Genomic DNA, 25,657 nt, shown 5'->3' with positions numbered 1-25,657 from the left:
GCGTTTACAGGTTGGGGGCCAGCAAGCGTTGCAGGTCTTTGACCTCGACACCGCTGCGCTGTGCCAGATCGCTCACCTGGTCGTCACCCACTTTGCCCACGTTGAAGTACTGGGCCTCGGGGTGGGCGATGTAGAAACCACTCACGCTGGCTGCAGGCGTCATGGCCAGGCTCTCGGTCAGGCCCATGCCGATGTCTTCGCATTGCAGCAAGTCGAACATCGCTTGCTTGGCACTGTGGTCGGGGCAGGCCGGGTAGCCGGGTGCGGGGCGAATGCCTTGGTACTTTTCGGCAATCAACGCTTCGTTGCTCAGCGCCTCGCCCACGGCATAACCCCACAGGTCGGTACGCACTTTTTTGTGCAGACATTCGGCCAAAGCTTCGGCCAAGCGGTCAGCCAATGACTTGAGCATGATGGCGCTGTAGTCGTCGTGTGCGGCTTCAAAAGCGGCAGCTCGTTTGTCGGCACCGATGCCGGCGGTGACCGCGAACAGGCCCACATGGTCTGGCGCTGTGCCCTGCGGCGCGACGAAGTCGGCCAAGCAGCGGCTGGGGCGCATGACGCCATCGATGCGCTGTTTTTCGGTTTGCTGTCGCAAGCCGCGCCAGGTCATGGCGACCTGCTGGCGAGACGCATCGGTGTAGAGCGCGATGTCGTCGTCATTCACGCTGTTCGCGGGGTACAGGCCCAGCACCGCGTTGGCGGTGACCCAGCGGCCATCGATGATTTTTTGCAGCATGGCTTGCGCGTCGGCATACACCTTGCGCGCCTGCTCGCCCACCACCTCGTCATCGAGGATCGCGGGGAAAGGCCCCGCCAAATCCCAAGTCTGGAAGAACGGACCCCAATCGATGTACTGCGCGATCTCGGCCAGGTCGTAGTTCTTGAACACGCGCCGGCCAATGAACTTGGGCGCGGCGGGCACGCCTTGCGACCAGTCGATCGGTGTCTTGTTGGCGCGGGCTTGGGCCAGCGTCCACATCGGAGTTTGCTTTTTGCCCGCGTGTTGCTCGCGCACTTTGGCGTAATCGGTGTTCAGGTCGGCGATGAATTTGGCCGCTTGCTCGGACAACAAGCCCTGCGCCACACCCACGCTGCGCGAAGCATCGGGCACATAAACCACGGGGCCACTGTAGTTGGGCGCGATCTTCACGGCGGTGTGCACGCGGCTGCAAGTGGCCCCGCCAATGAGCAGCGGCATCTGGCGTTCGCGGAAATACGGGTCTTTTTCCATCTCGGCCGCCACGTACTGCATCTCTTCGAGGCTGGGCGTGATCAGGCCCGAAAGGCCAATGATGTCGGCGTTTTCTGCTTTGGCCTTGGCCAAAATTTCGTGACAGGGCACCATCACGCCCATGTTGACCACTTCAAAGTTGTTGCACTGCAAAACCACGGTGACGATGTTCTTGCCAATGTCGTGCACATCGCCCTTGACGGTGGCGATCACGATCTTGCCCTTGGCTTTCACGTCTTCGCCAGCGGCTTCTTGCGCGAGCTTTTCGGCTTCGATGTAAGGCAGCAAATGCGCCACAGCCTGTTTCATCACGCGGGCGCTTTTCACCACCTGCGGCAAGAACATCTTGCCCTGGCCGAACAGGTCGCCGACCACGTTCATGCCGTCCATCAGCGGGCCTTCGATCACATGCAGCGGACGACCGCCCTTGGCCAGAATTTCTTGGTAAGCCTCTTCGGTGTCGTCGCTGATGAAGTCGGTGATGCCATGCACCAGCGAGTGACTCAAGCGCTGCGCCACACGCACCGGTGCATCGGGCGTGCCGCGCCAGGCCAGCTTGGTGGTCTCGTCTTTGGCTGCGCCCTTGGCGCTGTCGGCCACTTCCACCAAACGCTCGCCCGCATCAGGGCGGCGGTTCAGCACCACGTCTTCCACCCGCTCGCGCAGCGTGGGCTCCAGGTCGTCGTAGACGCCGACCATGCCCGCGTTGACGATGCCCATGTCCATGCCCGCCTGGATGGCGTGGTACAGGAACACGGTGTGGATGGCCTCGCGCACCGGGTCGTTGCCCCGGAAGCTGAAGGACACGTTGGACACACCGCCCGAGACCTTGGCGCCCGGCAGGTGTTGCTTGATCCAACGCGTGGCGTTGATGAAGTCCACCGCGTAGTTGTTGTGCTCTTCGATGCCGGTGGCGATGGCAAAAATGTTGGGGTCAAAAATGATGTCTTCCGGCGGAAAGTTCACCTCGTCGACCAGCACGCGGTAAGCGCGCTCGCAAATCTCGATCTTGCGTTCGTAAGTGTCGGCCTGGCCTTTTTCATCAAACGCCATGACCACGGCAGCCGCGCCGTAACGTTTGACCAGCTTGGCCTGGCGCTTGAACTCTTCCACGCCTTCTTTCATGCTGATCGAGTTCACGATGCCCTTACCCTGGATGCAGCGCAAACCGGCTTCGATCACGGTCCATTTGGACGAATCCACCATCACCGGCACGCGGGCGATGTCGGGCTCGCCGGCCATCAGGTTCAAAAACCGCACCATGGCCGCCTGGCTGTCGAGCATGGCTTCGTCCATGTTCACGTCGATGATCTGCGCACCGTTTTCAACCTGCTGGCGCGCCACGGCCAGCGCTTGCTCGTATTCGCCGTTCAAAATCATGCGGGCAAAGGCCTTGGAGCCGGTCACGTTGGTGCGCTCACCCACGTTGACAAACAGCGACCCCGTGCCGATGGAGACAGGCTCCAGACCGGACAACTTCATGGGGGAAACAGACAGAATTTCAGACGCGACAACAGACACGGGCTCACCTTGGGGCAACAGGTGAGCGTCGTTGTGCAAGATCATTCAGACATTGAACGGCCCCAAGCCTGACCGGATGCGCCTTGACGGCGGCGGGCTGCAACGCTCCTTGGGGAAGGGGTGATTTTAACCGCAGGCCTGACCTGAGAAACTGACACCCACTTTGCACCAAGATGACAGGTTTGACGGTTTGAACGCCGCACAATGGGGCCATCACCTTTGAGACGCACATGACCCTCGAATCCAACCCTCTCACATCCCTGCAAGGCGCGTCCAACTTCCGCGATGTGGGCGGCTACCCCACGGCTGGGGGCCAGCGCGTCAAGCGTGGCCATGTGTTTCGCTCGGACCATCTGGCGGGGCTGACCGATGCAGATGTGGCGCGTTTGCAGTCGCTGGGTGTGCGGCACAGCCTGGACTTTCGCGGCGTGGTCGAATACACCGCAACGCCTTATGCGATTGCCGGCGTTGAGCGCGTGGCACTGACGATTGAGCCTACCGTGATCGCGCGCATGCAGGCGCTGGTGGCGCAGGGCATCGTGCCCACCACCGAAGAGACAGTGGATTTGATGCGCGAGACCTACCGCGATTTTGTGAACCGCAACGCGGACACATATGGGCGGTTCCTGAAGCATTTGCTGGAGCAGCCCACACCCCAGGTGTTCCACTGCACCGCTGGCAAAGACCGCACCGGTTTTGCGGCGGCGCTGCTGCTCTCAGCGTTGGGCGTGAACCGCGCCACCATCGAGCACGACTATTTGCTGACCAACCAACTCTACAAGCGCGATGCCCGACTGGAGGGCCAAGGCCACCCCCATGTGATGAAGGTGCTGTGGCAAGTGCAGCCAGAGTTTTTGCAGGCGGCTTTTGACGCGGTAGACACCCAACACGGCGGCATGCAGGACTATTTGCACGGCGCGATTGGCCTCAGCCCCCAAGATCTGGGCGAGTTGAAGCGGATGCTGTTAGAGCCTTGAACCCGACATGTCGGGGCGCAAGCCCCGACATGGCCTGAAAACTCAGGCCGCTTCTTTGTAGAAAAACCCACCGTGCACATTGCGCGGGGCCAAGGGTGCAACGGCTTTGCCAATCGCGCCGATGTGCTCGGGTGTGGTGCCGCAGCAGCCGCCCACAATGTTGACCAAGCCCTCGGCGGCAAATTCGTGCAGCAGGCGGCTGGTCACCTCGGGCGTTTCGTCAAAGCCGGTGTCGCTCATCGGGTTGGGCAAGCCCGCGTTGGGGTAGCAGCTGATGAACGTATCACCCGCCACCTTGTTCAGCTCCTGGATGTAAGGGCGCATCAGCGTCGCGCCCAAGGCGCAGTTCAGGCCAATGGCCAGGGGCTGGGCGTGGCGCACGCTGTGCCAAAAAGCGGTCACGGTCTGGCCGCTCAGGATGCGGCCCGAAGCATCGGTCACGGTGCCGCTGATGATGAGGGGCAGGCGCTCACCACTGGCTTCAAAGAATTCTTCGATGGCAAACAGCGCCGCTTTGGCGTTGAGCGTGTCAAAAATCGTCTCCACCAGCAACACGTCGGAGCCCCCTTCGACCAAGGCTTCCACCTGTTCGTAATAAGCGGCGCGCAGTTCTTCAAAGGTCACGTTGCGGGCCCCGGCGTCGTTCACGTCGGGGCTGATGCTGGCGGTCTTGGGCGTGGGGCCCAAGGCGCCGACCACAAAACGGGGTTTGTCGGGGGTGGAGAACTTGTCGCAGGCCGCTCGGGCTATCTTGGCGGACTGCAGGTTCATCTCGCGGGCCAGGTGCTGCATGTCGTAGTCGGCCTGGGCCACGGTGGTCGCGCCAAAGGTGTTGGTCTCGATCAGGTCGGCACCGGCGGCCAAATAGCCTTCGTGGATGTCGCGGATCACGTCGGGACGGGTCAGGCTGAGCAACTCGTTGTTGCCCTTGACGTCTTTGGGGAAGTCCTTGAAACGTTCGCCCCGGTAGTCGGCCTCCGACAATTTGAAACGCTGGATCATGGTGCCCATGGCCCCGTCCAGGATGGCGATGCGGGTGTTCAGGATCGCGGGCAGCGCTTGGGCGCGGGTGTAAACAGGGGTCTTCATGACCCGTATTGTAAAAGTCCGGGTTTCAAGCCTTTTGAAATCGCTCAAACCCCGACGCCCGCAGCTCACACGCGGGGCACTGGCCGCAGCCATAACCCCAAGCATGGCGCTGGCTGCGGTCACCCAGATAGCAGGTGTGGCTGTGCTCGACGATCTGGTCCACCAAGGCCGGTCCGCCACCGTGGGCATCGGCCTTGTGGCCCAAATCGTGCGCCAGTTGCCAGGTTTGGGCCTTGTCGATCCACATGAGCGGGGTTTCGATCAGCAGCTTGCGGTCCATGCCCAGCGACAGGGCCACCTGCATGGCCTTCATGGTGTCGTCGCGGCAGTCGGGATAGCCCGAAAAATCGGTCTCGCACACCCCCGTGACGATCACTTGCAAGCCCCGGCGGTAGGCCAAAGCGGCGGCCAGCGTCAGGAACAACAGGTTGCGCCCGGGCACAAAGGTATTGGGCAGACCCGAGCTTTCCATGGCGATGGCGGTGTCGCGGGTCAATGCCGTTTCGCTGATCTGGCCCAGGATGCTGGCGTCCAGCAAATGGTCCTCGCCCATTTTTGGGGCCCAGGCCGGAAACCGCGCCTTCAGGGCCGCCAGCACGTTCAAACGCGCGTCCAGCTCGACTTTGTGGCGCTGGCCGTAGTCAAAAGCCAATGTTTCAACGCGCTCATAGCGGCTCAAGGCATGGGCCAGGCAGGTGGTGGAGTCTTGGCCACCGGAAAACAGAACAAGGGCAGAGGTGTGCATGGGGAAGGATGGTAACGCTGTCAATAGAGGGAGAGAGCTGTCTCAGTCGGGGGGCGTTTGGAAGGGGGCGGGCACGGGGTGACGATTTTGGCGTACCCCCGCCTCATGAGGAACCCTGTGCCCGCCCCCGCCCACCCTCACAACACCCGCCAAAATCAAGCCGCCCAATAGCGGACAATCACCCCTCACCCAAAGCTGTCACACCGAACGTGTCCCCCCACCTCCCCATCCTGCGCGAAGTCTTTGGCTACGATGCCTTTCGCGGCCCCCAGCAAGCCATCATCGACCATGTGGCGGCAGGGGGCGATGCGCTGGTGCTCATGCCCACGGGTGGTGGCAAGTCGCTGTGCTACCAAATTCCGGCCATCGCTCGCCAACGGGCAGGCCAGGGCATCACGGTGGTGGTGTCGCCCTTGATTGCGCTGATGCACGACCAGGTGGGTGCGTTGCACGAAGCGGGCGTGAACGCCGCCTTCCTCAACTCCACGCTGACGAGCGAAGAAGCGCAGGACATCGAACGCCGACTGATGCGCGGTGAGATCACGCTGCTCTACGCAGCACCTGAACGCGTGACCCATGGGCGCTTTCTGGCCCAAATGGACTCCTTGCTCGAACGCGGGCTGCTGAGCCTGTTCGCCATCGATGAAGCCCATTGCGTGAGCCAATGGGGCCACGACTTCCGGCCCGAGTACCGGGGCCTGACGGTGTTGCACGAGCGCTACCCCGGCGTGCCGCGTGTGGCGCTCACGGCCACGGCCGATGCGCTGACCCGTGCCGACATCGTCGAGCGCTTGCAATTGGAAGGCGCCGAGCTGTTCATCAGCAGCTTTGACCGGCCCAACATCCGCTACACCATCGTCGAGAAAAAAGACGCCAGCACCCAATTGCTGCGCTTCATCGAACGCGAGCACCCCGAAGAAGCGGGTGTGGTCTATTGCCAGTCGCGCAAGCGGGTCGAAGAGATCGCGGCCATGCTGGTCGAGTCGGGCATCCATGCGCTGCCGTACCACGCAGGCCTGGACGCGGCGGTGCGCCAGCGCCACCAAAACGAATTTTTGCGCGAAGAAGGCGTGGTGATGGTGGCCACCATCGCGTTCGGCATGGGCATCGACAAACCCGATGTGCGCTTTGTGGCGCACCTGGACATGCCCAAGAACATCGAGGGCTACTACCAAGAAACAGGCCGTGCCGGGCGCGACGGCTTGGCGTCGGACGCGTGGATGGCCTATGGCCTGCAAGACGTGGTCAACCAGCGCCGCATGATCGACGAGAGCCCGGCGGGTGAAGAGTTCAAGCAGGTCATGCGCGGCAAGCTCGATGCGTTGCTGGGTCTGGCCGAGGCGACCGACTGCCGCCGTGTTCGATTGCTGAAATATTTTGACGAAACCTATCCGGGTCAAACAGACGCTGGACAAGGCGTGTACATGCCCTATTGCGGCAACTGCGACAACTGCCTTCAACCCCCAGAGGTCTGGGACGGTACCGATGCCGCGCGCAAACTGCTGTCCACCGTGTACCGCTGCCAACAAAGCAGTGGCCACAGCTTTGGTGCGGGCCACACCATGGACATCGTGCGTGGCAAGAAAACCGAGAAAGTGGTGCAGCGCGGCCATGAAAGCATCAGCACCTTTGGGCTGGGCGCGGATTACAGCGAGCAACAACTGCGCGCTGTGATGCGCCAGTTGATCGCCATTGGTGCGCTGCATGTGCACACCGAAGACGGTTTCAGCACCTTGCACCTGACCGAAGCCTCACGCGCCGTGCTCAAAGGCGATGTGCCGGTGCAATTGCGCGAGAGCACCAGCCAGCGCAGCGACAAAAAGGCCCGCACACGCAGTGCACCGGGGCCAGCGGCGGCCAATTTGGGCCAAGACGCGATGGTGCGTTACATCAACCTCAAGGCTTGGCGCGCCGAAGTGGCCAAAGAGCACAACCTGCCGGCCTATGTGATCTTCCACGACGCCACCCTGGCCGCCATTGCCGAAGCCGCCCCGCAAAGCTTGCAAGACCTGCAAGGCATCAGCGGGCTGGGCGTCAAAAAGCTCGAGGCCTATGGCGAACAGGTGCTGCGGGTGTGCAACGGCAGCTGACCTCTCAGGCTTGATCCACCTGTATCGCCCCACGCCGAATCTGATCGCGCTCCAGGCTCTCAAACAGCGCCTTGAAGTTGCCTTCGCCAAAGCCTTCATCGGCTTTGCGCTGGATGAACTCGAAGAACACGGGGCCCAGCAAGGTCTGACTGAAGATTTGCAACAGCAAACGCTTTTCACCATTGGCGGTTGATCCGTCCATCAGGATGCCGCGCGCCTGCAACTCGGGCACCGGCTCGCCATGGCCCGGCAGGCGTTCTTCGAGCATCTCGTAATAGATGTCGTTGGGCGCGGTCATTAGCGGAATGCCCGCCATTTGCAGCGCGTCCACGCTTTTCAAGAGGTCGTCGGTCAAGAGCGCGATGTGCTGGATGCCCTCGCCGTTGAACTGCATCAAAAATTCTTCGATCTGGCCCCCGGTCTTGCCCGACTCTTCATTCAGCGGGATGCGGATCATGCCGTCGGGCGCGGTCATGGCGCGACTGGTCAGGCCCGTGTGGGTGCCTTGGATGTCGAAGTAGCGGATCTCGCGGAAGTTGAACAGCTTTTCGTAAAAACCACTCCAGTAAGCCATGCGCCCTTTGTAGACGTTGTGCGTCATGTGGTCGATGCGCTTGAAGCCGTGACCGGGCGGGTGGCGGTCCACGCCGTCGATGAATTCAAAGTCGATGTCGTAAATGCTTTTGCCGTCTTCAAAGCGGTCGATCAAATACAAAGGCGCGCCACCAATGCCCTTGATGGCGGGCAAGCGCAGCTCCATCGGGCCAGTGGGCACCTCCACCGGTTGAGCGCCCATGGCCAGTGCACGCTCATAGGCTTTGTGCGAGTCTTTCACGCGAAACGCCAACGCACAGGCACACGGCCCGTGCTCGGCGGCAAAGTAGCCGGCCAGGCTTTTGGGCTCGCGGTTGACGATGAAGTTGATGTCGCCTTGGCGGTACAGCACCACATCTTTGGATCGGTGCTTGGCCACCAAAGAAAAGCCCATCTTTTCAAACAAGGGCTCCAGGGTGTTGGCGACGGGGGATGCAAACTCGACGAACTCGAAGCCACACAGGCCCATGGGGTTGTCAAACAAATCGGCCATGAAAATCTCCAGCAATGAACCGGGCCGCGCTGCAAAGTGAGCGGGGCCCGAATTGAAATCGGTCCAACAAAAAGGGGGGGGGTTAAGAAGCCTGCGGCGGTGCGCAAGGTTTGCCCCGCGTGCTGCGCGCGAGGTGGATACCGAAAATCAAGACCTGGATGGACATGCGTTGATTGTGAGGGACATCGACAGGTTCAGCAAGACAACACGTTTCAGGCCACGGCTTTTAATGCGCGCAGTTGATCAATGTCTACAGCACTCAGACCCAGACCACGCAGCAGTTCATCGGTGTTTTCGCCTTGGAACGGCGGCTCCAGCCGAACCCCCAAACGCTGGCCACCCATGGTGAAAGGCAACAGAGCAGCCGGGGCGCTTTGCCCCGCCTTGGCACCATCGGTCAGGCGCACATCGGCCAAGCCGCCGGTGGCCTGAAGGTGCGGATCGTCAAACAACTCTTCGGGCTTGACAATAGGCGCAAAGGGCAGACCGGCTCTTTCAAAAATGGCCGTCAGTTCGGCCGCGGTGAAAGCCTCCAGACGGCTGCGCAGTTCGGGGATCAACTCGGCGCGCAAGGACACGCGGGCGTTGTTGTCAAAGTAGCGCGGGTCGGCTTTCAGGTCGGCAAAGCCCAGCACGTCACAAAAGGTGGCCCACTGCGCATCGCTCACGGCGGCCAAAAAGATTTGCTCACCGCTCTTGACGGTGAACACGTCGTACACCGCCCAGGCTGAAATGCGGTTGGGCATGGGCTCGGCCGCTTGGCCGGTGATGGCGTACTGCAGCATGTGCTGCCCCACCAAGAACACATTGTTCTCGAACAACGCGGACTGGATCTCTTGCCCGCGGCCCGTGATGCCGCGCTGGATCAGCGCGCCCAGCACGCCAATCGCGCCGAACATCCCACCCATGATGTCATTCACGCTGGTGCCTGCGCGTAGCGGGTCGCCGGGGCGCCCCGTCATGTAGGCCAGTCCGCCCATCATCTGCACCACCTCGTCGAGCGCCGTTCGGTGGTCGTAAGGACCGGGCAAAAAACCTTTGAGGCTGGCGTAAATCAATTGAGGGTGCTTGGCCGACAGGCTGGCGTAGTCCAGGCCGTACTTGGCCATCGAGCCGGGCTTGAAGTTCTCGGCCACCACATCGGCGGTGGCGCACAGGCGCCGTGCCACATCGGCACCTTCTGGTGACTGCAGGTTGAGCTGGATGCTCTTTTTGTTGCGGTTGAACATCGGAAAAAAACCCGCCCCCGAACCCAGCAAGTGCCGCGTGCGATCGCCCTCGATCGGCTCGACCTTGATGACCTCGGCCCCCATGTCGGCCAGCACCATGCCGCAGGTGGGGCCCATGACCATGTGGGTGAACTCGACAACGCGCAGGCCTTCGAGTGGAAGTTTTCCGGTGGGAACGTTCATGCACACCTCAACGGTAATACGCTTCGACTTGGCCTTTGAGTTTGATCAGCAAGGGCTGGCCCTTGCGGTCCAACGTTTTGCCAGCAGGCACGCGCACCCAGCCTTCGCTGATGCAGTATTCCTCCACGTCGGTGCGGTCTTTGCCATTGAAGCGGATGCCGATGTCGTGCTCGAAGACGCCGCGCACATGGTGCGGACTGCGGGTGTCGATCGAGAGGCGGTCGGGCAGTGCGGGGCGAGAGGGTGTGTCGGTAGAGATGTCGGTCATGGCGTTGAACTGGTTTAAAACCTACCGAATCTATACCAAAAACCCAAGGGTATTCAAGCGCTGAGGTCGCCACCGCGATCAGGCCCACACAGGGCAAACGGTCATCTTTGTTCAGGTTGCCCAGCGCCTATCCACCTGCACCTCGTTAAGGGGCCACCGGCCAGATAGGCGGTGGGCTGGCATTTCCAGGCCAGAGGGATGGCCCAGCGCATCGGCATACAACGAAAAAATCTCAGGCCCAAAGTGGGCCGTGGGCGATGGTCAAAGACTACCGATGAGCAAGGCCTCAAGCGCATCCGCACTGAGGGCGGTCCACAGTCATTCATGCTTTGGTCATTTGGATGCGGGCAAGCTGTCTTTTTGCGAGCCCATTTTCCCTTCAACGGCGGTTGAAATATTGACGCATTTCGGCCAGGGTTTGCGACTCCTTGTACTTGACGCTGCCAACTTTGACTGTGCTGTTCGGAAAAATGTCCTCTTGCGTCAAGTTGTACTTTTCCATCACCGCCATGATCTGGGCCGTGCCTTGTTCGATGGCCTGCTGGCGCAATCTGGCCTGCTCCAATTCATGGTCCATCTTTTTCAAGACTTCCAATGACTGGGTGATTTTCAAATCAAGCTCCGCTTTTTGCTGCTCAAGCTGTTTCAGTGAAGGCATGGTGAGGATCTCAAAAGAATGGGTGGAGATAGCGGTTTGGAATTTAACAACCGTCCTCGTTCGACCCCACATCAAAGATCATGAAAACACACAGAAGCTCACAACTCAGCGGGCGTTCGTGGCTGGATGACTGCAAATGCTCACACTTGCTCTCACTTTCGAGCCAGCATTTGATGTGAATTGACAAAAAAGCGGTTTATGCCCTGTCAAACTTTTATGATTCCAAGCATCCATGAAACGCTTGTGTTGTCTTTTCCTGTTATTGTTTTTTCAATGGTCCTTGCTTGCAGGGCAGGACCGCTTTGAAATCGAAACGGCTTATTTTCACGATGATCAACAAAAGCACACCCTCGAGACCGTCCAAACGCAAGACTTCAAACCGTATCGGGGTCAACTGCGCCTGGGGTTTAGCCGAGGTGAAACATGGCTTCGGATTCGGCTGAAAGACCCCTCGGCGTTTTCATCGACTGACCTGGCGGCACCGCTGGTGTTGAGGGTCGAGCCTTATTCTTTGGACCGTTTGACTTTCTTTCAACAAAACGCCGGGCACTGGACCCCACAACTTGGGGGCGAGTTGCAAGCGCCAAAGAAAAAAGTTTGCATTGAACTGCAGCACTGTTTTGAATTCAACACGTTGAATGCCGATGCGAACTTCGCCTATCTGAAAGTTGAAACAACCTCTGTGCGCATTGTGCGCACTGAAGTGATGACTGCCGACGATGCGCTGCAGTCATCGATTGCTGCCATCAAAAGCGTCAACACCGCTTTGAACCTTTCGATCGCATTGTTGATGCTTTCGGTGCTGTTTTTCCTCTTCGAACGCTCACGGTTGTTGCTGGTTTTTTGCGGTTTTCAAACGGCGGTTGTGCTGTCGATTTGCGCTTTTTCCGGTGTTTTACCCCAAGGCGGGGGACTGCTGGCGGCGGTTCAACCGAACACCTTGGCTGGCTTGGCGCTGGTGATGCGGATGGCGATGACCGTGCTTTTGGCCTGGGTGGTGGTGTCTGCTTACAAGCCCACTAGGGCTTACGCGCGATGGATTGCCGCTGTGCTGTGGGTATGCGGCCTGAACCTTCTGCTTGTTTTGTCTGGGTACGAAACAGAGGCAGGCTTGATGAACTACATCGTCGGTTTTTTCTGCCCCTTCATCCAGATCTGGGGGGCTCGGACAGTTCGTGAGCCCATGCCAGGCCGTTGGATTTTCACATCAGGATGGGTCTTGTTTTTACTCATCATCGTTTTGGGGTTTCCCTACAATTTGCACACCCAGGACTGGCGTGATCAATACAATTTAGCGCAGACCAGCGGTGATCTGCGATTCAACGGGATTTTCATTGGTATCGTTGTTTTCTGGCTGGTGGCAACTGAAAAAAGCGCCCGCAACCGCAAAAAAATTCTGGAGCTTCAGGCCTTGCAGATCCAGGTGGCGGAGTCCAAAGTCCACGAGGAAGGGTTAAAGGAACGCCGCGACCTGATTGACATGCTGACGCATGAATTGAAAACGCCATTGAGCACCATCAAATTTGCCATGGCTTCGCTCAAAAGAATGGCCTTGGTGCCCAATGATTCTGCAGAAAGGATTCTTCACATCAACGCCTCGGTGGAGCGCATGGACGCGATGATCGAGCATGTGGCCATGTCCAACAAAATTGAACGCATGCAGGCGCGCGGATCGGAAGAAACCGTCTCGGCCATCGAACTGATGAACGTGGTGATGCAGGAGTACCGCGAGCCCGATCGTTTTGAACTCGATATTCAGGAGGGTGTGGTGTTTCGTGCTGCGCCCCACTTTTTGGCCTTGATCATTGAAAACCTGGTGAGCAACGCCGTCAAATATGCGGCTGAGGGCAAAATCAAAATCACCATTCAGGATGAGACCGAGAGCGTGACCTGTTTTCGAATCAGCAACCGCGTAGCTGCCGAGAATCACCCAGATGAGGCGCGTTTGTTTGAGCGCTACTACCGCCACCCCAGTTTTCAGAACAGCCCGGGCATGGGCATTGGCCTGAGCTTGGTCAATTCCGCAGCGCAAAAGATGGGCGCCCGGGTGCGGTACCAAAAAATGGAGCACGATGTGGTCTTTGAAGTGAGATTTCCCCGTTGAACGACCAGTACCCTGACACCCGAGACGCGCCTTGGCCTTTGGTTCTGGCCTTGGTGGAGGACGACCGTTTGCTGCGCGAAGAAATCGAAGTGCATCTGCGCGCGCATGGCTTTGAGGTGCACGCGGCCAACAGCGCACCGGGTTTGGACGATCTGAACGCACGCATTGCCTTCGACCTTTACCTGATCGACCTGAATCTGCCCGGTGAAAACGGCTTGAGTTTGTGCCGGCGTGTGCGACAGTCACGGCCCGATGCGGGCATTGTGATCATGACCGCCAGGGTGGCTTTGAACGACCGGATTGCGGGCTACAAACAAGGTGGCGCAGATCTGTACATGACCAAGCCGGTGTCACCAGATGAGCTGGTTTTGGTACTGCAAAATTTGGGGCGTCGCCTGAAACAGTCGCATACGGCAAAGGAGTGGTCACTGAGTTTGCGCGATCGGACCTTGCTCGGACCGGACCAGGATCTGAAACTGCGCTTGACCAGCAAAGAAAAAACCATTTTGCTGGCCCTCGTTCAGGCCAAGGACAACACGCTGGAGTCCGGTGTGCTGTGCGATTTGTTTGCCGACGAGGACGATGATGCCCTGATGAGCAAACACGCCTTGGAGGAGTTGATTGCCCGTTTGCGCAAGAAATTCAAAAGCATCCAGGTCGCCGGCGACGAACCGGCCATCAAATCAGTATGGGGCGTGGGTTATCAGTTGTGTGTGCGGATCAAATTCGTCCATTGATCAGCGTTTGGGAATCCCGTCACCACGCAGCCATCGAATCTCATGGCAGCAAGGCCCTACAGTGCACCGGCACCCGTGAGGTTCGCTCGACAACGGAAGGCCTCGCTTGGTGGCAGAATGCCCGGTCTTCAAAGCGTCTCGAATAAGCCGCTTTTTCACGGCCACCCTTGGCTTCTGTCTGCACTCTCCCACCCATGATGTCTTCCCCCGCCGGCACGCTCGGCATTGATTTCGGCACCTCCAATTCGGCCATCGCCTGGCTTGGGCCCCAAGGCCACGCCCGTTTGATTGCGCTCGAAGGCGAGGCCATGGCCATGCCCACGGCCGTGTTCTACAACGCCGAAGACGGCCGCACGCATTTCGGGCGTGACGCCATCGGGCATTACCTGGAGGGCACTGAGGGCCGTTTGATGCGCTCGCTCAAGAGCCTGTTGGGCAGCCCGCTCTTGCTGGAGACCACGCAGATCGGCCACCAGCAAATCAGTTTTCAGGACATCATCGGTACTTTTTTGGCGAACCTGCGCGAACGCGCCACCCAAAGCCTGGGCAGCGCCCCGCGCCGTGTGGTGATGGGCCGCCCGGTGCACTTTGTGGACGACGACCCCCTGCGCGATGCCCAAGCCGAAGCCTCGCTGCGACAGGCGGTCGAGGCGGTAGGCTTTGACGAAGTGTCGTTTCAGCTCGAACCCATTGCCGCCGCACTGGACTACGAGCAGCGCCTGACCCAAGAAACCACCGTGCTGGTGGTCGACTTGGGTGGCGGCACCTCGGACTTCACCGTGGTTCGCCTGGGGCCAGGCCGGATGACCCGCACGGACCGCAGCCAGGATATTTTGGCCACCGCAGGTGTGCACATCGGCGGCACCGACTTTGACCGCCAACTCAACCTGGCGCAGGTCATGCCCCTGCTGGGTTACAAACACTTGGGGCCCGAGCAGCGCGAGGTACCAAGCCGGGTGTTTTTTGACCTGGCCACCTGGCACCTGATCCATTGGCAATACCAGCCCAAAGCCATCGCCCACGCCCAAACCTTGCGCAGCAACTACAGCGATCTGCATTTGCACGAACGCTTGATGCGCGTGCTCACCGAGCGCCACGGGCACCTGATGGCACACGAAGTCGAACAGGCCAAGATCCGCTGTTCCATGAACCAAGCCGACACCGGCATTGCGCTGTCCGTGATCGAGCGCGACTTGCAAGCGCGTCTGGGTGTAAGCGACATGCAGTCGCATTTGCACGACTTGCTGGCCCGCACTGTGGCCTGTGCGCGCGAATGTGTCTTGCGCGCAGGCCTGACAGATGCCTCACTGAACACGATTTACCTGACAGGGGGCTCCTCGGCATTGCTCACTTTTCAGGCCGCGTTGCAAGCCGAATTTGCGGGTGTGCCGTTGCTCGAAGGCGATTTGTTTGGTGGCGTGGCGCTGGGCTTGGCCTACAGCCACTGAGCCAGCAAGAAAAAAGCCACGCAGGAACCTGCGTGGCTTGGGTTTTGAGCGCCCTGTCAGCACTGCGGCCAGCAACTCAGCGGTATGCCGACCGCTGAGCCCGCTTCGCCTCAGACCTTGACCGAAGCCAGCGCCGCATTGAAGGTCGCGCTGGGGCGCATGATGGCGGCCAGCTTGACTTGGTCAGGCATGTAGTAGCCGCCAATGTCCACAGGCTTGCCCTGCACGGCATTGAGCTCTTCCACGATCTTCTGTTCGCTGTCGGTCAAGGCTTTGGCCAAAGGTGCAAACTGGGCAGCCAGTGCAGCGTCTTCGGTTTGCGCGGCCAATTCCTGCGCCCAGTACATGGCCAAGTAGAACTGGCTGCCCCGGTTGTCAAGCTGTCCGGTCTTGGGCGACGGGTTCTTGTTGTTGTCGAGCAGTTTACCGGTGGCAGCATCCAGGGTTTTGGCCAAAACACCGGCTTTCTTGTTGCCGGTCTTGAGGCCCAAATCTTCGAAAGACACGGCCAAAGCCAAGAACTCGCCCAAGGAATCCCAGCGCAGGTGGTTTTCTTCGACCAGTTGCTGCACGTGCTTGGGGGCCGAGCCGCCCGCACCGGTTTCGTACATGCCGCCGCCGGCCATCAAAGGCACGATGGAGAGCATCTTGGCCGAGGTGCCCAACTCCATGATCGGGAACAAGTCGGTGAGGTAATCGCGCAGGATGTTGCCCGTGGCGCTGATGGTGTCAAAGCCACGGACCACACGTTCGAGGGTGTAGCGCATGGCACGCACCTGGCTCATGATCTGGATTTCCAAACCCGCCGTGTTGTGCTCGTGCAGGTACATCTTCACTTTGGTGATCAGCTGGGCTTCGTGCGGGCGGTACTGGTCGAGCCAGAACACCACCGGCATGCCGGAATTGCGGGCACGGGTCACGGCCAGCTTGACCCAGTCGCGGATGGCGGCGTCCTTGACTTGGCACATGCGCCAGATGTCGCCTTCTTCCACGTCTTCGCTCAGCAGCACTTCACCGGTATTGAGGTCGGTGATGTTGGCCACGCCGTCTTCAGAGATTTCAAAGGTTTTGTCGTGCGAGCCGTACTCTTCGGCTTGCTGGGCCATCAAGCCGACGTTGGGCACCGTGCCCATGGTCTTGGGGTCGAACGCGCCGTGCCATTTGCAGAAGTTGATCATCTCCATGTAAATGCGGGCAAAAGTCGACTCGGGCATCACGGCCTTGACGTCTTTCAAGCGGCCATCGGCGCCCCACATCTTGCCGCCGTTGCGGATCATGGCGGGCATGGACGCGTCCACGATCACGTCGTTGGGTGAGTGGAAGTTGGTGATGCCTTTGGCAGAGTCCACCATGGCCAACTCGGGGCGGCCTTCGTGGCAGGCGTGCAGATCGCGCTTGATCTCGTCTTGCTTGGATTGGGGCAGGGTGGCGACTTTGGCGTAAAGATCGGCCATGCCGTTGTTCACGTTGACACCCAATTCCTTGAACAACGCACCGTGTTTGGCAAACGCTTCTTTGTAGAAAATCTTGACGCAGTGACCGAACACGATGGGGTGCGAGACCTTCATCATGGTGGCTTTGACGTGCAGTGAGAACATCACACCGGTTTTGTGTGCGTCTTCGATTTCTTTTTCATAGAACTCGAGCAGCGCTTTTTTGCTCATGAACATGCTGTCGATGACTTCACGGTCGAGCAAGGAAACTTTGGGTTTGAGGATGATGGTTTTGCCGCTCTTGGTGATCAGCTCCATCTTCACATCACGGGCGCGGTCCAGGGTCATGGATTTTTCGCCGTGGTAGAAATCGCCCGCGTGCATGTGTGAAACGTGCGAGCGCGATGCCTGGCTCCATTCGGCCATGCTGTGGGGGTTCTTGCGGGCAAACTCTTTCACGGCGCGGGGTGCACGGCGGTCCGAGTTGCCTTCACGCAGCACGGGGTTCACGGCCGAGCCAGTGCATTTGTTGTAGCGGGCCTTCAAGGCCTTTTCTTCGTCGGTCTTGGCATTTTCTGGATAGTCGGGCAGGGCGTAACCCTTGGCCTGCAATTCTTTGATGGCTGCCGTCAACTGGCCCACGGAGGCGCTGATGTTGGGCAGCTTGATGATGTTGGCTTCGGGCTTGAGGGTCAGCTTGCCCAATTCAGCGAGGTTGTTGGTCACGCGTTGCTCAGGGGGCAGCAAATCCGAAAACTCACCCAAAATGCGGGCCGCGACAGAGATGTCGCTCTCTGCCACTTCGATGCCCGCAGGCGCAGCAAAGGTGCGGATGATCGGCAAGAACGAAGCTGTCGCCAGCAAAGGGGCTTCGTCCGTCAAGGTGTAAATGATCTTGGATTTGTCTGCAGCCATGGGTACTCTCGTTGTCAGGATGTAGGTATGCGTCGTTCGGCGGTATGTCGAACCATGTCGAAAACTGCCCTTTTAAGGCGGTTTAGCCCGAGACTTTATCTCAAAAGCCCCTCTGATTTTCTTACTGGATATCACCCACAGCGGTCGCAGACAGCGCGCCGGGATCAGGCCCACAGCCGGGCGATTAAACTGACACCCCTCGACAGATGCGCCAAGCCCTTGGATTTGGTGCCCGATTGACCCGGTGGGTGCCCTCAATGCACCCTCCCCAACCTAGGAAAAACCCATGGGCGCGCAGTGGAAAGCCAAAGGCAAGGCACAGGCAGCAGATGCCAGAGGCAAATTGTTTGGTCGCCTGGCCAAAGACATCATGATCGCAGCCCGCAATGGCGCCGACCCGGCCGCCAACTCGCGCCTGCGGCTGGTGGTCGAGCAAGCCCGCAAAGTGTCCATGCCCAAGGAAACGCTGGAGCGCGCCATTAAAAAGGGTGCGGGCCTCTTGGGCGATGCCGTGAGCTTTGACCGCGTGATTTACGAAGGCTTTGCCCCGCACCAAGTGCCGGTGATGATCGAGGTGCTGACCGACAACGTGAACCGCACCGCCTCTGAAATGCGCGTGCTGTTCCGCAAGGGTCAACAAGGCAGCTCGGGCTCGGTGTCCTGGGACTTCGACCATGTGGGGTTCATCGAAGCCGAACCCACCCAGGCCGGGGCCGACCCCGAATTGGCCGCCATCGAAGCAGGGGCGCAAGATTTTGAACCGACCGACGAAGACGGCATGACGGTGTTCATCACCGAAGCCACCGACTTGGACCTGGTCAGCCGCGCCCTGCCCGAACACGGCTTCACCGTGGTGTCGGCCAAGCTGGGCTACAAGCCCAAAAACCCGGTCGACCCGGCCAAGCTGAGCGCCGAGCAACTCGAAGAAGTCGAAGCCTTCTTGGGCGCGATCGACAACAACGACGACGTGCAGAACGTGTTTGTGGGACTGCCGGGATAAGCCCCACCCCTTCCTCTAAGGGCTTGACGGGTCGTTCCCGTCAGGCCCTTTTGTTTTGGAGCCCGCAAACAACGCAAATTGGTGCATGCCCGTGCACCAAGCAAGGGAAATCCATGAGCCACAAGTGATTTGCGCACACCTATGATGCACAAATCTTGCATACAAGCTGCCAATACAAGTGGCACGGTATTCGCTAGAGGTTCAAGCAAAGGAATCCCTGGTTGTGAACTCCAAAGACATTGCCGACCGGATCGTGGAAGCGATCCTGGCCCAAAAGCTGATGCCCGGCGCACGCTTGGGGGAGCAGGCTTTGTCGATGTTGTTTGACTGCAGCCGCACCCTGGTGCGCGAAGCACTGATGCAACTGGCCGCACGCGGCATCGTACAGGTCAGCTCACGCCGGGGCTGGTATGTGGTGCAACCCTCCAAGACCGAAGCCCGTGAGGCCTTTGAAGCCCGCAGGGTGATCGAAACCGGCCTGATTCGCAGCGCCGGGACCATGGACAAGACCACCCTCAAGCGCCTGAAGCAGCACATCCAGCAAGAGAAAACTGCACTCAAACAAGACGATGTGGGGCGTCGCAGTTTTTTGCTTGGCGACTTTCATGTGTGCCTGGCCGAGTGCTTGGGTAACCAGCTGCTGGCCGACACGCTGCGCGACTTCACAGCCCGCACCACCCTGATCGCCATGCTCTACCAGTCCAGTCACGACGCGGTGAAGTCCTGTCAGGAACACATCGAGATCGTGCAAGCCCTCGAGCGTGGTGACAAAGAAACCGCCGAACAACTGATGGCTGAGCACATAGGCCAGGTGCAATCGGCCTTGAAGATCAACGCCGCACCTGCTGACCCGCTGGCCGAGTTGCGTCTGGCATTGGCGCCCATGAGTGCTGCCCGTGCTTCACCACCCAAAACGGGCCGAATCGCATCCCTAAAACCCCCTTCTCCAACCTCACCTTCCACTTACCTAGGAGCCTTGCTATGAAACTCTCGAAACGCCTTGTCTTGTCCACCGCCGTGGCCGCCAGCCTCTTGACTCTGGCCGGTGCCAGTCACGCCCAAGCCGCCCTGGACAACATTCAAAAAGCCAAGCTGATCAAGATCGCCATCCCGACCGACTTCCCGCCTTATGGCTTTGTCGGCATCGACCTCAAGCCACAAGGCCTGGACATTGACATGGCCAATTACATCGCCGCCAAGATGGGCGTGAAGATCGAATTGCTGCCTGTGACCAGCGCCAACCGCATCGCCTACTTGCAGACCAAAAAGGCCGATCTGGTCATCTCCACCTTAGGTAAAAACGCCGAGCGTGAAAAAGTGATCGACTTCACTGCGGCCTACTCGCCGTTCTTCCAAGGCATTTACGGCCCCAAAAGCATCAATGTGAAATCCATGGCCGATTTGGCAGGCAAGACCGTGGCGGCCACTCGCGGCGCTTTGGAAGACCAGGAGTTGACCAAGGTGGCCCCTTCGGGCACAGAGATCAAACGCTTTGAAGACAACAACGCCACCGTCTCGGCTTTCGTCGCAGGCCAAACCCAATTGTTGGCCACTGGCGTTTCGGTGGCGGGCGTGATGATGCAAAAGAACCCTCAGCTCAACACCGAGTACAAGCTGCTGCTCAAAGACAGTCCTAACTTCATCGGCGTGGGTAAGGGCGAAGACGCGCTGCGCACCAAGGTCAATGCGATCATTGCTGACGGCAAGAAGTCAGGCGACATCGACAAGATGGCGCAAAAGTGGCTGGGCCGCCCTGCTGGCCAGTTGCCTGAATAAGCACTAGAAGGGCTGACACCATGGCCATTGAGTTGGACTTTGCGGCGGTTTTGACCGAGTGGCCCCTGTTGGTCAAGGGTGTGGCGTTGACGCTCGGCCTCACGGCAGTGTCTGCGGTGCTGGGCGTTTTGTTGGGCATTGGCTGCGCCTGGGTACGCACGCAAGGGCCTGGTTGGAGCCGCCCAGGCGTGGCCGCCTATGTGGAGCTGATCCGCAACACGCCTTTCATCGTTCAGCTCTTTTTCCTCTTCTTTGGCTTACCCGCCATGGGTGTGCGGTTGAGCCCTGAGTGGTCTTCGGTCATTGCCATGGTGATCAACCTCGGGGCCTATTCGGCCGAGATCGTGCGGGCCGGCATCCAGACCACACCCCTCGGGCAAATCGAAGCTGCCATGAGTTTGGCCCTGTCGCGCAAGCAGACTTTTGTATGGGTAATTTTGCCGCCCGCCTTGCAGCGCGTCTGGCCTGCGCTGGTGAGCCAGATCATCATCGTGATGCTGGGCTCGGCGGTGTGCGGACAGATCTCGACCGAGGAACTGAGCTTTGCCGCCAACCTGATCCAGAGCCGCAACTTCCGCGCCTTTGAAGCCTTCATCATCGCCACCGCCATTTACCTGTTGCTGTCGATCGCCACCCGCGCCACGCTGAACTGGTTCGGCCAACGCTTCTTGTTCGGAGGCCGGCGTGGTTGAGTTCTCTCTGTGGGACATCGTCAGCAACTTGTTGCTGGCCGCACGCTGGACAATTGTTTTGTCCTTGATCGCTTTTGTGGGCGGCGGCTTGGTGGGCCTGGCCCTGCTGGTGGTCCGCACCGCACCCAACCGCAGCTTGCAAAAAGCGGTGGCCCTGTATGTGCAGCTCTTTCAAGGCACGCCTTTGCTGATGCAGCTGTTCTTGGCGTACTTCGGCATGGCCATGCTGGGCGTGGAGACCTCGGCCTGGACGGCAGCGGCCGTGGCACTGACACTGTACAGCAGCGCATTCCTCACCGAAATTTGGCACGGCTGTGTCAAATCGATTGGCAAAGGCCAGTGGGAAGCGGCGCAAAGCCTGGCACTGAACTTCATCGAGCAACTGCACTACGTGATTTTTCCGCAGGCCGCGCGCATTGCGGTCGCGCCCACCGTGGGCTTTTTGGTCCAAGTCGTCAAAGGCACGGCGCTGGCTTCGGTCATTGGTTTTGTCGAGTTGACCAAGGCCGGCACCATGATCACCAACGCCACTTTCAAACCCTTTGTGGTCTACAGCTGTGTGGCTGTGATGTATTTCCTGATCTGCTACCCAATCAGCCTGTATGCACGCTCTCTCGAAGGCAAATTCCATGTCCAACGCTGATTCTTCTGCCCCAGCTGCCGTCGCCATTTCGGGGCTGCGCAAATCCTATGGCAACAACGAAGTCCTCAAAGGCATCGACCTGCAGGTGAGGCCGGGCGAAGTGATTGCCATCATCGGCAAAAGCGGCTCGGGCAAAAGCACACTGCTGCGCTGCATCAACGGGCTGGAAATCTTTCAGCACGGCAGCCTGACCGTGCAAGGTCAGCCTTTGGTGTATTCAGACCCTGCGGCCATGCGCACCTTGCGCCAGCAGGTCGGCATGATCTTCCAGTCCTTCAACCTGTTTCCGCACCTGACGGTGGGCAAAAACATCCAGCTGGCCCCAGGTTTGGTCAAACAGTTGCCTGCCGCCGAGACCGAAGCCAGCGCGCGCCGCCTGCTGGCACGCGTGGGCCTGGCCGAGAAATTCGATGCTTTTCCCGATCAGCTCTCGGGCGGTCAGCAGCAGCGCGTGGCAATTGCCCGGGCGTTGGCCATGTCACCGGGCATTTTGTTGTGCGACGAAATCACCTCTGCGCTCGACCCCGAACTGGTGGGCGAAGTGCTGGCCGTGGTGGAGTCGCTCGCGCAAGAAGGCATGACGCTCTTGATGGTCACGCACGAAATGAACTTTGCCCGCAAAGTCAGCGACCGCGTGATCTTCATGCACCAAGGTTTGGTGCATGAGCAAGGCTCTCCTGCAGAACTGTTTGCCAACCCGAAAACGCCTGAATTGCAGCAGTTTTTGTCCTCACTTCACTGAGCCCAGCAGGCCGATTCCAGCACCGGGCCGATATTGGGCCCGAAGTACGCCACGAGACTGCCGTCATAGGGGTTTTCAGCCTTGGGATCCATCGTGGTCTTTGCTAGGATGAAGCGTATTGTTGGAGATTTGTTCATGCATTTGACTTCCCATTCTTGGCAGCAGACTTTGTCCATCGCGGTGTTGGCCGTGTGTGCCAGCAGCGCCGCCCTGGCCCAAAGCTGGCCACAGCGCCCGATCAAAGTCGTGATTCCCTTCCCACCCGGCGGCCCCAGTGACCTGGTCATGCGCACAGCCGCCGAAAAAATCCTGGGCAATCTCAAGCAACCCATCGTGATCGAGAACCAGCCTGGCGCGGGTGGCAACATTGGCGCCGCCAGCGTGGCGCGTGCCGCGCCCGATGGCTACACCTTTTTGTTCGCGACCGACACGCTGCTCACCGTGAACCCGCATGTGTACAAATCCATGCCCTTCAAGCTCGACGACTTGAAGCCCATCAGCGTGTTGTCTTCGTTCAGCCAAACCTTGGTGTGCAACCCTTCGCTGGGCGTCAAAACAGTGTCCGAGCTGATCGCCAAATCCAAAAACATGCCCTTGAACTATGCCTCGGGCGGTGCGGGTGTGCCTGGGCATTTGTCCACCGAATTGCTGCTGAGCATGACCGGCATGCAGATGACGCACATCCCCTACAAAGGCCCAGCCCCCGCCATGCAAGACGTGCTGGCCAACCAGGTGCCTTGCGGCTTGCTGGCAGGGCCCACAGTGCTGCCGCATGTGCGCTCGGGCAAATTGACGGCACTGGCGGTGTCGGGCCAGGCACGTTCGCCCTCTTTGCCCGAAGTGCCCACCATGGACGAAGCCGGGGTGAAAGGCTACGAGGCCGATTTCAGCCTGATCTTGATGGCCCCCAAACAAGTGCCCGATGACATCGTGGCCAAATTCCGCCAGGCAGTGGTCGACGCGCTGCGCACCCCAGAAGCCACCGAACGGCTCAAGGCATCCGACCAGGTCGTGATTGGCAGCACGCCCGAGCAAGCGGTCGTGAAAGTGACCAAGGACTTTGCCAAATGGGGCGCCGTGTCGCGCAAGATTGGTCTGAGCCTGGACTGAGCCTGCGCAGGGCGCAGCTTGAACGGGCTGCACCTGCTTCCTTGCGCTCGCGTGCGGCCACGCACTGAAAAAACACAGCCCACCCGATTAAGGTGGGCTGTGGTCATTTTCAGGAGCAGGTCATGCATTTGTCCCAACTGTGTCGCGGCGACACCCTCACCCTGAGCGCCGAGGCCTCGGTGCAAAATGCCGCCGAGCTGATGCGCACGCAACATGTGGGCGCACTGGCCCTGACCGACCCGCAAGACCCTGTGCGTGTGGTGGGGGTGGTCACCGACCGTGATCTGGTGGTGAATTTGTTGGCGCAAGGCCGAGCGCCGGACGAGCAAGCGGTGGGGGCCTACAGCAGCGTGCGCCTGGTGCGGGTGCCTGGCTCGGCCACGGTACACGAAGCCATCCAGGCCATGCACCACCACGGCGTGCGGCGCGTATTCGTCACCGAGCCCGATGGCCGCTTGATGGGCTTGCTGTCACTCGATGATTTGCTGGCCACCCTGGCCGATGACCTGAGCGGCCTGTCCGAGGCTTTGCGCTTTGGCGTCGACATGGAAAGCGTGCGCACCACACCGATGTTTCGGCCGGACGAATGGCCCACGCACCTGTATCTGGCGCAGCACGAGCCATGAGACGCTGGCTGCCGAAAACCCAAGCCCCAGAAAAAACAAACCCGACCAGCGAACTGGTCGGGCCGATGGGGCGTCACGAGAGGATCGTCCCAAGGTTTGCCCAAAAGAAGCGTTGTCGTTCTGATGGGCGGGGTGCATGGATGCACCCCAGAGGATGCTTCGATCGGTTTCCCGATGTCAGCAACACCACTTTACGCCCAACGGGCGAGGGTGGTCAAGACACTGTGACGTGTTTTGCAGCAGATCAAGGGCGGCTTCGGCGCTGCCGCACCGCTTGCGCCAACGCATCCAGCACCGGCACGGTTTGCGCAAAGCTGATGCAGGCGTCGGTGATGGACACGCCGTAGGCAAGGGGTTGACCTTCTTTCAGGTCTTGGCGGCCTTCGCTCAGGTGGCTTTCGATCATGAGGCCCATGATTCGGCGGTCACCGCCTGCCACTTGCGCGGCCACATCGAGCGCTACCTCGATCTGTTTGGCGTGCTGCTTGCTGCTGTTGGCGTGCGAGACGTCGACCATGACCTGCGGCGCGATGCCTGAAGCGGCCAGCACCTTGCAAGCCGCATCGACATCGGCGGCCGAGTAGTTGGGCGCTTTGCCGCCGCGCAGGATGGTGTGCACGTCCTGGTTGCCGCGTGTCTCGAAAATCGCCGCCTGCCCCATCTTGGTCATGCCCATGAAGGCATGGGGCGCCTTGGCCGCCACCACCGCATCGGCCGCCACCTTGATGCCGCCATCCGTGCCATTCTTGAAACCCACCGGGCACGACAGGCCGCTGGCCAGCTGGCGGTGGCTTTGGCTTTCGGTGGTGCGCGCACCGATCGCGCCCCAGGTGACCAGGTCACTGATGTACTGCGGGCTGAGCAAATCCAAAAATTCCGTCGCCACAGGCAAGCCCAGATCAATGATCTCCAGCAACAGCTTGCGCGCCATCTCCAGCCCCTGGTTCATGGCGAAGCTGCCGTCCAGGTGCGGGTCATTGATATAGCCCTTCCAGCCCACGGTGGTACGGGGTTTTTCAAAATACACGCGCATGACGATGTGCAGGTCTTGGGCGTGTTTGTCGGCTTCGGCCTTGAGCAGCCGGGCGTAGGCAATCGCCTGCTCGTGGTCGTGGATCGAGCACGGGCCCACCACCACCACCAAACGGTCGTCCTGGCCTTGCAGCACATGCGAGATGTCTTGCCGCGAGCGCTCCACCAGTGCCAAGTGCGCGGGCGATGCGGGCAGCCGCTCTTCGAGCAGCGCAGGCGTCATGAGGGGGCGCACCGAAGCAATGCGGGTGTCGTCGATGCGGGTTTTGTCTTGGGTGGATAGCATGGGTGAAGTGACCTGATAATTCAAACCAAGTT

The 25,657-nt window shown here is 59.8% G+C and carries 23 protein-coding genes and 1 riboswitch; of the genes, 13 read left to right on the top strand and 10 right to left on the bottom strand.

What is annotated here, in order from left to right; genetic code table 11:
• Positions 1-4: 4 nt before the first annotated feature.
• On the bottom strand, positions 5-2,716 hold the full coding sequence (metH, locus tag LHAB_RS04795) for a methionine synthase (RefSeq protein WP_090044218.1): 2,712 nt from the start codon (positions 2,714-2,716) through the stop codon (positions 5-7).
• A 55-nt stretch (positions 2,717-2,771) separates the two neighbouring features.
• Positions 2,772-2,872: riboswitch (S-adenosyl-L-homocysteine riboswitch) on the bottom strand.
• A 113-nt stretch (positions 2,873-2,985) separates the two neighbouring features.
• Here metH and LHAB_RS04790 point away from each other — a divergent pair.
• The gene (locus LHAB_RS04790; RefSeq protein ID WP_090044217.1) at positions 2,986-3,732 is read left to right on the top strand and encodes a tyrosine-protein phosphatase; all 747 of its coding nucleotides are present in this window, start codon (positions 2,986-2,988) and stop codon (positions 3,730-3,732) included.
• Positions 3,733-3,774: 42 nt separating this feature from the next.
• On the opposite strand, the gene LHAB_RS04785 is transcribed toward LHAB_RS04790, so the two are convergent.
• A complete protein-coding gene (locus LHAB_RS04785) occupies positions 3,775-4,821 on the bottom strand; it encodes a homocysteine S-methyltransferase family protein (protein ID WP_090044216.1) in 1,047 nt (348 codons plus the stop codon).
• Positions 4,822-4,846: 25 nt separating this feature from the next.
• Positions 4,847-5,566 (bottom strand): 7-cyano-7-deazaguanine synthase QueC, encoded by a 720-nt coding sequence (gene queC / locus LHAB_RS04780; protein WP_090044215.1) that lies wholly within the window; start codon positions 5,564-5,566, stop codon positions 4,847-4,849.
• A gap of 209 nt (positions 5,567-5,775) precedes the next feature.
• Here queC and recQ point away from each other — a divergent pair, with 209 nt between their 5' ends.
• Positions 5,776-7,656 carry a DNA helicase RecQ gene (recQ, locus tag LHAB_RS04775; RefSeq protein ID WP_090044214.1) on the top strand — a complete coding sequence of 627 codons (1,881 nt, stop codon included), beginning with the start codon at positions 5,776-5,778 and terminating at the stop codon, positions 7,654-7,656.
• A 4-nt stretch (positions 7,657-7,660) separates the two neighbouring features.
• On the opposite strand, the gene hppD is transcribed toward recQ, so the two are convergent.
• The 4 genes from hppD to LHAB_RS04755 form a co-directional block, all read right to left on the bottom strand.
• On the bottom strand, positions 7,661-8,743 hold the full coding sequence (gene hppD / locus LHAB_RS04770; RefSeq protein WP_090047681.1) for a 4-hydroxyphenylpyruvate dioxygenase: 1,083 nt from the start codon (positions 8,741-8,743) through the stop codon (positions 7,661-7,663).
• Between the two features lie 212 nt (positions 8,744-8,955).
• The gene (locus LHAB_RS04765; RefSeq protein ID WP_090044213.1) at positions 8,956-10,155 is read right to left on the bottom strand and encodes a CaiB/BaiF CoA transferase family protein; all 1,200 of its coding nucleotides are present in this window, start codon (positions 10,153-10,155) and stop codon (positions 8,956-8,958) included.
• Positions 10,156-10,162: 7 nt separating this feature from the next.
• Positions 10,163-10,423: a DUF3297 family protein gene (locus LHAB_RS04760; RefSeq protein ID WP_090044212.1), complete on the bottom strand. Its 261-nt coding sequence runs from the start codon at positions 10,421-10,423 to the stop codon at positions 10,163-10,165.
• Positions 10,424-10,802: 379 nt separating this feature from the next.
• Positions 10,803-11,081, bottom strand: a complete 279-nt coding sequence (locus LHAB_RS04755; RefSeq protein ID WP_090044211.1) for a hypothetical protein — start codon at positions 11,079-11,081, stop codon at positions 10,803-10,805.
• Positions 11,082-11,313: 232 nt separating this feature from the next.
• On the opposite strand from LHAB_RS04755, the gene LHAB_RS04750 reads away from it, so the two are divergent.
• The 3 genes from LHAB_RS04750 to LHAB_RS04740 all read left to right on the top strand — a co-directional run bounded on the left by LHAB_RS04750 (position 11,314) and on the right by LHAB_RS04740 (position 15,370).
• Positions 11,314-13,185 carry a sensor histidine kinase gene (locus tag LHAB_RS04750; RefSeq protein ID WP_090044210.1) on the top strand — a complete coding sequence of 624 codons (1,872 nt, stop codon included), beginning with the start codon at positions 11,314-11,316 and terminating at the stop codon, positions 13,183-13,185.
• Complete coding sequence (locus tag LHAB_RS04745) at positions 13,182-13,922, top strand: response regulator transcription factor (RefSeq protein ID WP_090044209.1); 741 nt, start codon at positions 13,182-13,184, stop codon at positions 13,920-13,922. Before LHAB_RS04750 ends, LHAB_RS04745 begins: the two co-directional genes overlap by 4 nt.
• Before the next feature lie 194 nt (positions 13,923-14,116).
• Complete coding sequence (locus LHAB_RS04740) at positions 14,117-15,370, top strand: Hsp70 family protein (protein ID WP_090044208.1); 1,254 nt, start codon at positions 14,117-14,119, stop codon at positions 15,368-15,370.
• Positions 15,371-15,480: 110 nt separating this feature from the next.
• On the opposite strand, the gene LHAB_RS04735 is transcribed toward LHAB_RS04740, so the two are convergent.
• Positions 15,481-17,718, bottom strand: a complete 2,238-nt coding sequence (locus LHAB_RS04735; protein WP_090044207.1) for an NADP-dependent isocitrate dehydrogenase — start codon at positions 17,716-17,718, stop codon at positions 15,481-15,483.
• Positions 17,719-18,004: 286 nt separating this feature from the next.
• Here LHAB_RS04735 and LHAB_RS04730 point away from each other — a divergent pair, with 286 nt between their 5' ends.
• The 6 genes from LHAB_RS04730 to LHAB_RS04705 all read left to right on the top strand — a co-directional run bounded on the left by LHAB_RS04730 (position 18,005) and on the right by LHAB_RS04705 (position 22,571).
• On the top strand, positions 18,005-18,718 hold the full coding sequence (locus LHAB_RS04730) for a YebC/PmpR family DNA-binding transcriptional regulator (RefSeq protein ID WP_090044206.1): 714 nt from the start codon (positions 18,005-18,007) through the stop codon (positions 18,716-18,718).
• Positions 18,719-18,941: 223 nt separating this feature from the next.
• Positions 18,942-19,703, top strand: a complete 762-nt coding sequence (locus LHAB_RS04725) for a GntR family transcriptional regulator (protein WP_369814100.1) — start codon at positions 18,942-18,944, stop codon at positions 19,701-19,703.
• The gene (locus tag LHAB_RS04720) at positions 19,700-20,494 is read left to right on the top strand and encodes a transporter substrate-binding domain-containing protein (RefSeq protein WP_090044205.1); all 795 of its coding nucleotides are present in this window, start codon (positions 19,700-19,702) and stop codon (positions 20,492-20,494) included. Before LHAB_RS04725 ends, LHAB_RS04720 begins: the two co-directional genes overlap by 4 nt.
• A gap of 20 nt (positions 20,495-20,514) precedes the next feature.
• The gene (locus LHAB_RS04715; RefSeq protein ID WP_090044204.1) at positions 20,515-21,186 is read left to right on the top strand and encodes an amino acid ABC transporter permease; all 672 of its coding nucleotides are present in this window, start codon (positions 20,515-20,517) and stop codon (positions 21,184-21,186) included.
• Entirely contained in the window at positions 21,179-21,829 is a 651-nt protein-coding gene (locus LHAB_RS04710; protein ID WP_090044203.1) for an amino acid ABC transporter permease, read from the top strand. The genes LHAB_RS04715 and LHAB_RS04710 overlap by 8 nt, the downstream gene beginning before the upstream one ends.
• Complete coding sequence (locus LHAB_RS04705) at positions 21,816-22,571, top strand: amino acid ABC transporter ATP-binding protein (protein WP_090044202.1); 756 nt, start codon at positions 21,816-21,818, stop codon at positions 22,569-22,571. The genes LHAB_RS04710 and LHAB_RS04705 overlap by 14 nt, the downstream gene beginning before the upstream one ends.
• On the opposite strand, the gene LHAB_RS14625 is transcribed toward LHAB_RS04705, so the two are convergent.
• Complete coding sequence (locus tag LHAB_RS14625) at positions 22,565-22,708, bottom strand: hypothetical protein (protein ID WP_194943100.1); 144 nt, start codon at positions 22,706-22,708, stop codon at positions 22,565-22,567. The two genes, LHAB_RS04705 and LHAB_RS14625, sit on opposite strands and share 7 nt — an antisense overlap.
• On the opposite strand from LHAB_RS14625, the gene LHAB_RS04700 reads away from it, so the two are divergent.
• Positions 22,707-23,681: a Bug family tripartite tricarboxylate transporter substrate binding protein gene (locus LHAB_RS04700; protein WP_090047678.1), complete on the top strand. Its 975-nt coding sequence runs from the start codon at positions 22,707-22,709 to the stop codon at positions 23,679-23,681. The genes LHAB_RS14625 and LHAB_RS04700 overlap by 2 nt on opposite strands.
• 122 nt (positions 23,682-23,803) lie before the next feature.
• Positions 23,804-24,307 (top strand): CBS domain-containing protein, encoded by a 504-nt coding sequence (locus LHAB_RS04695; RefSeq protein ID WP_090044201.1) that lies wholly within the window; start codon positions 23,804-23,806, stop codon positions 24,305-24,307.
• Positions 24,308-24,551: 244 nt separating this feature from the next.
• Here the strand turns inward: LHAB_RS04695 and LHAB_RS04690 are convergent, their stop codons facing one another.
• Positions 24,552-25,625: a 3-deoxy-7-phosphoheptulonate synthase gene (locus LHAB_RS04690; protein ID WP_194943099.1), complete on the bottom strand. Its 1,074-nt coding sequence runs from the start codon at positions 25,623-25,625 to the stop codon at positions 24,552-24,554.
• Positions 25,626-25,657 lie beyond the last annotated feature (32 nt).

This window comes from Limnohabitans sp. 2KL-27 (assembly GCF_001269345.1).
Lineage (GTDB): Bacteria > Pseudomonadota > Gammaproteobacteria > Burkholderiales > Burkholderiaceae_C > Limnohabitans_A.
Note: the sequence above shows the minus strand (reverse complement) of the source record. Positions and strands in the feature narration are given on the sequence as shown.

Coding starts and splice junctions, on each gene's coding strand:
- metH (WP_090044218.1), bottom strand. CDS start 2,716: ATGAAGTTGTCCGGTCTGGAGCCTGTCTCCATCGGCACGGGGTCGCTG.
- LHAB_RS04790 (WP_090044217.1), top strand. CDS start 2,986: ATGACCCTCGAATCCAACCCTCTCACATCCCTGCAAGGCGCGTCCAAC.
- LHAB_RS04785 (WP_090044216.1), bottom strand. CDS start 4,821: ATGAAGACCCCTGTTTACACCCGCGCCCAAGCGCTGCCCGCGATCCTG.
- queC (WP_090044215.1), bottom strand. CDS start 5,566: ATGCACACCTCTGCCCTTGTTCTGTTTTCCGGTGGCCAAGACTCCACC.
- hppD (WP_090047681.1), bottom strand. CDS start 8,743: ATGGCCGATTTGTTTGACAACCCCATGGGCCTGTGTGGCTTCGAGTTC.
- LHAB_RS04765 (WP_090044213.1), bottom strand. CDS start 10,155: ATGAACGTTCCCACCGGAAAACTTCCACTCGAAGGCCTGCGCGTTGTC.
- LHAB_RS04760 (WP_090044212.1), bottom strand. CDS start 10,423: ATGACCGACATCTCTACCGACACACCCTCTCGCCCCGCACTGCCCGAC.
- LHAB_RS04755 (WP_090044211.1), bottom strand. CDS start 11,081: ATGCCTTCACTGAAACAGCTTGAGCAGCAAAAAGCGGAGCTTGATTTG.
- LHAB_RS04750 (WP_090044210.1), top strand. CDS start 11,314: ATGAAACGCTTGTGTTGTCTTTTCCTGTTATTGTTTTTTCAATGGTCC.
- LHAB_RS04740 (WP_090044208.1), top strand. CDS start 14,117: ATGATGTCTTCCCCCGCCGGCACGCTCGGCATTGATTTCGGCACCTCC.
- LHAB_RS04735 (WP_090044207.1), bottom strand. CDS start 17,718: ATGGCTGCAGACAAATCCAAGATCATTTACACCTTGACGGACGAAGCC.
- LHAB_RS04730 (WP_090044206.1), top strand. CDS start 18,005: ATGGGCGCGCAGTGGAAAGCCAAAGGCAAGGCACAGGCAGCAGATGCC.
- LHAB_RS04720 (WP_090044205.1), top strand. CDS start 19,700: ATGAAACTCTCGAAACGCCTTGTCTTGTCCACCGCCGTGGCCGCCAGC.
- LHAB_RS04715 (WP_090044204.1), top strand. CDS start 20,515: ATGGCCATTGAGTTGGACTTTGCGGCGGTTTTGACCGAGTGGCCCCTG.
- LHAB_RS04705 (WP_090044202.1), top strand. CDS start 21,816: ATGTCCAACGCTGATTCTTCTGCCCCAGCTGCCGTCGCCATTTCGGGG.
- LHAB_RS04700 (WP_090047678.1), top strand. CDS start 22,707: ATGCATTTGACTTCCCATTCTTGGCAGCAGACTTTGTCCATCGCGGTG.
- LHAB_RS14625 (WP_194943100.1), bottom strand. CDS start 22,708: ATGAACAAATCTCCAACAATACGCTTCATCCTAGCAAAGACCACGATG.
- LHAB_RS04695 (WP_090044201.1), top strand. CDS start 23,804: ATGCATTTGTCCCAACTGTGTCGCGGCGACACCCTCACCCTGAGCGCC.
- LHAB_RS04690 (WP_194943099.1), bottom strand. CDS start 25,625: ATGCTATCCACCCAAGACAAAACCCGCATCGACGACACCCGCATTGCT.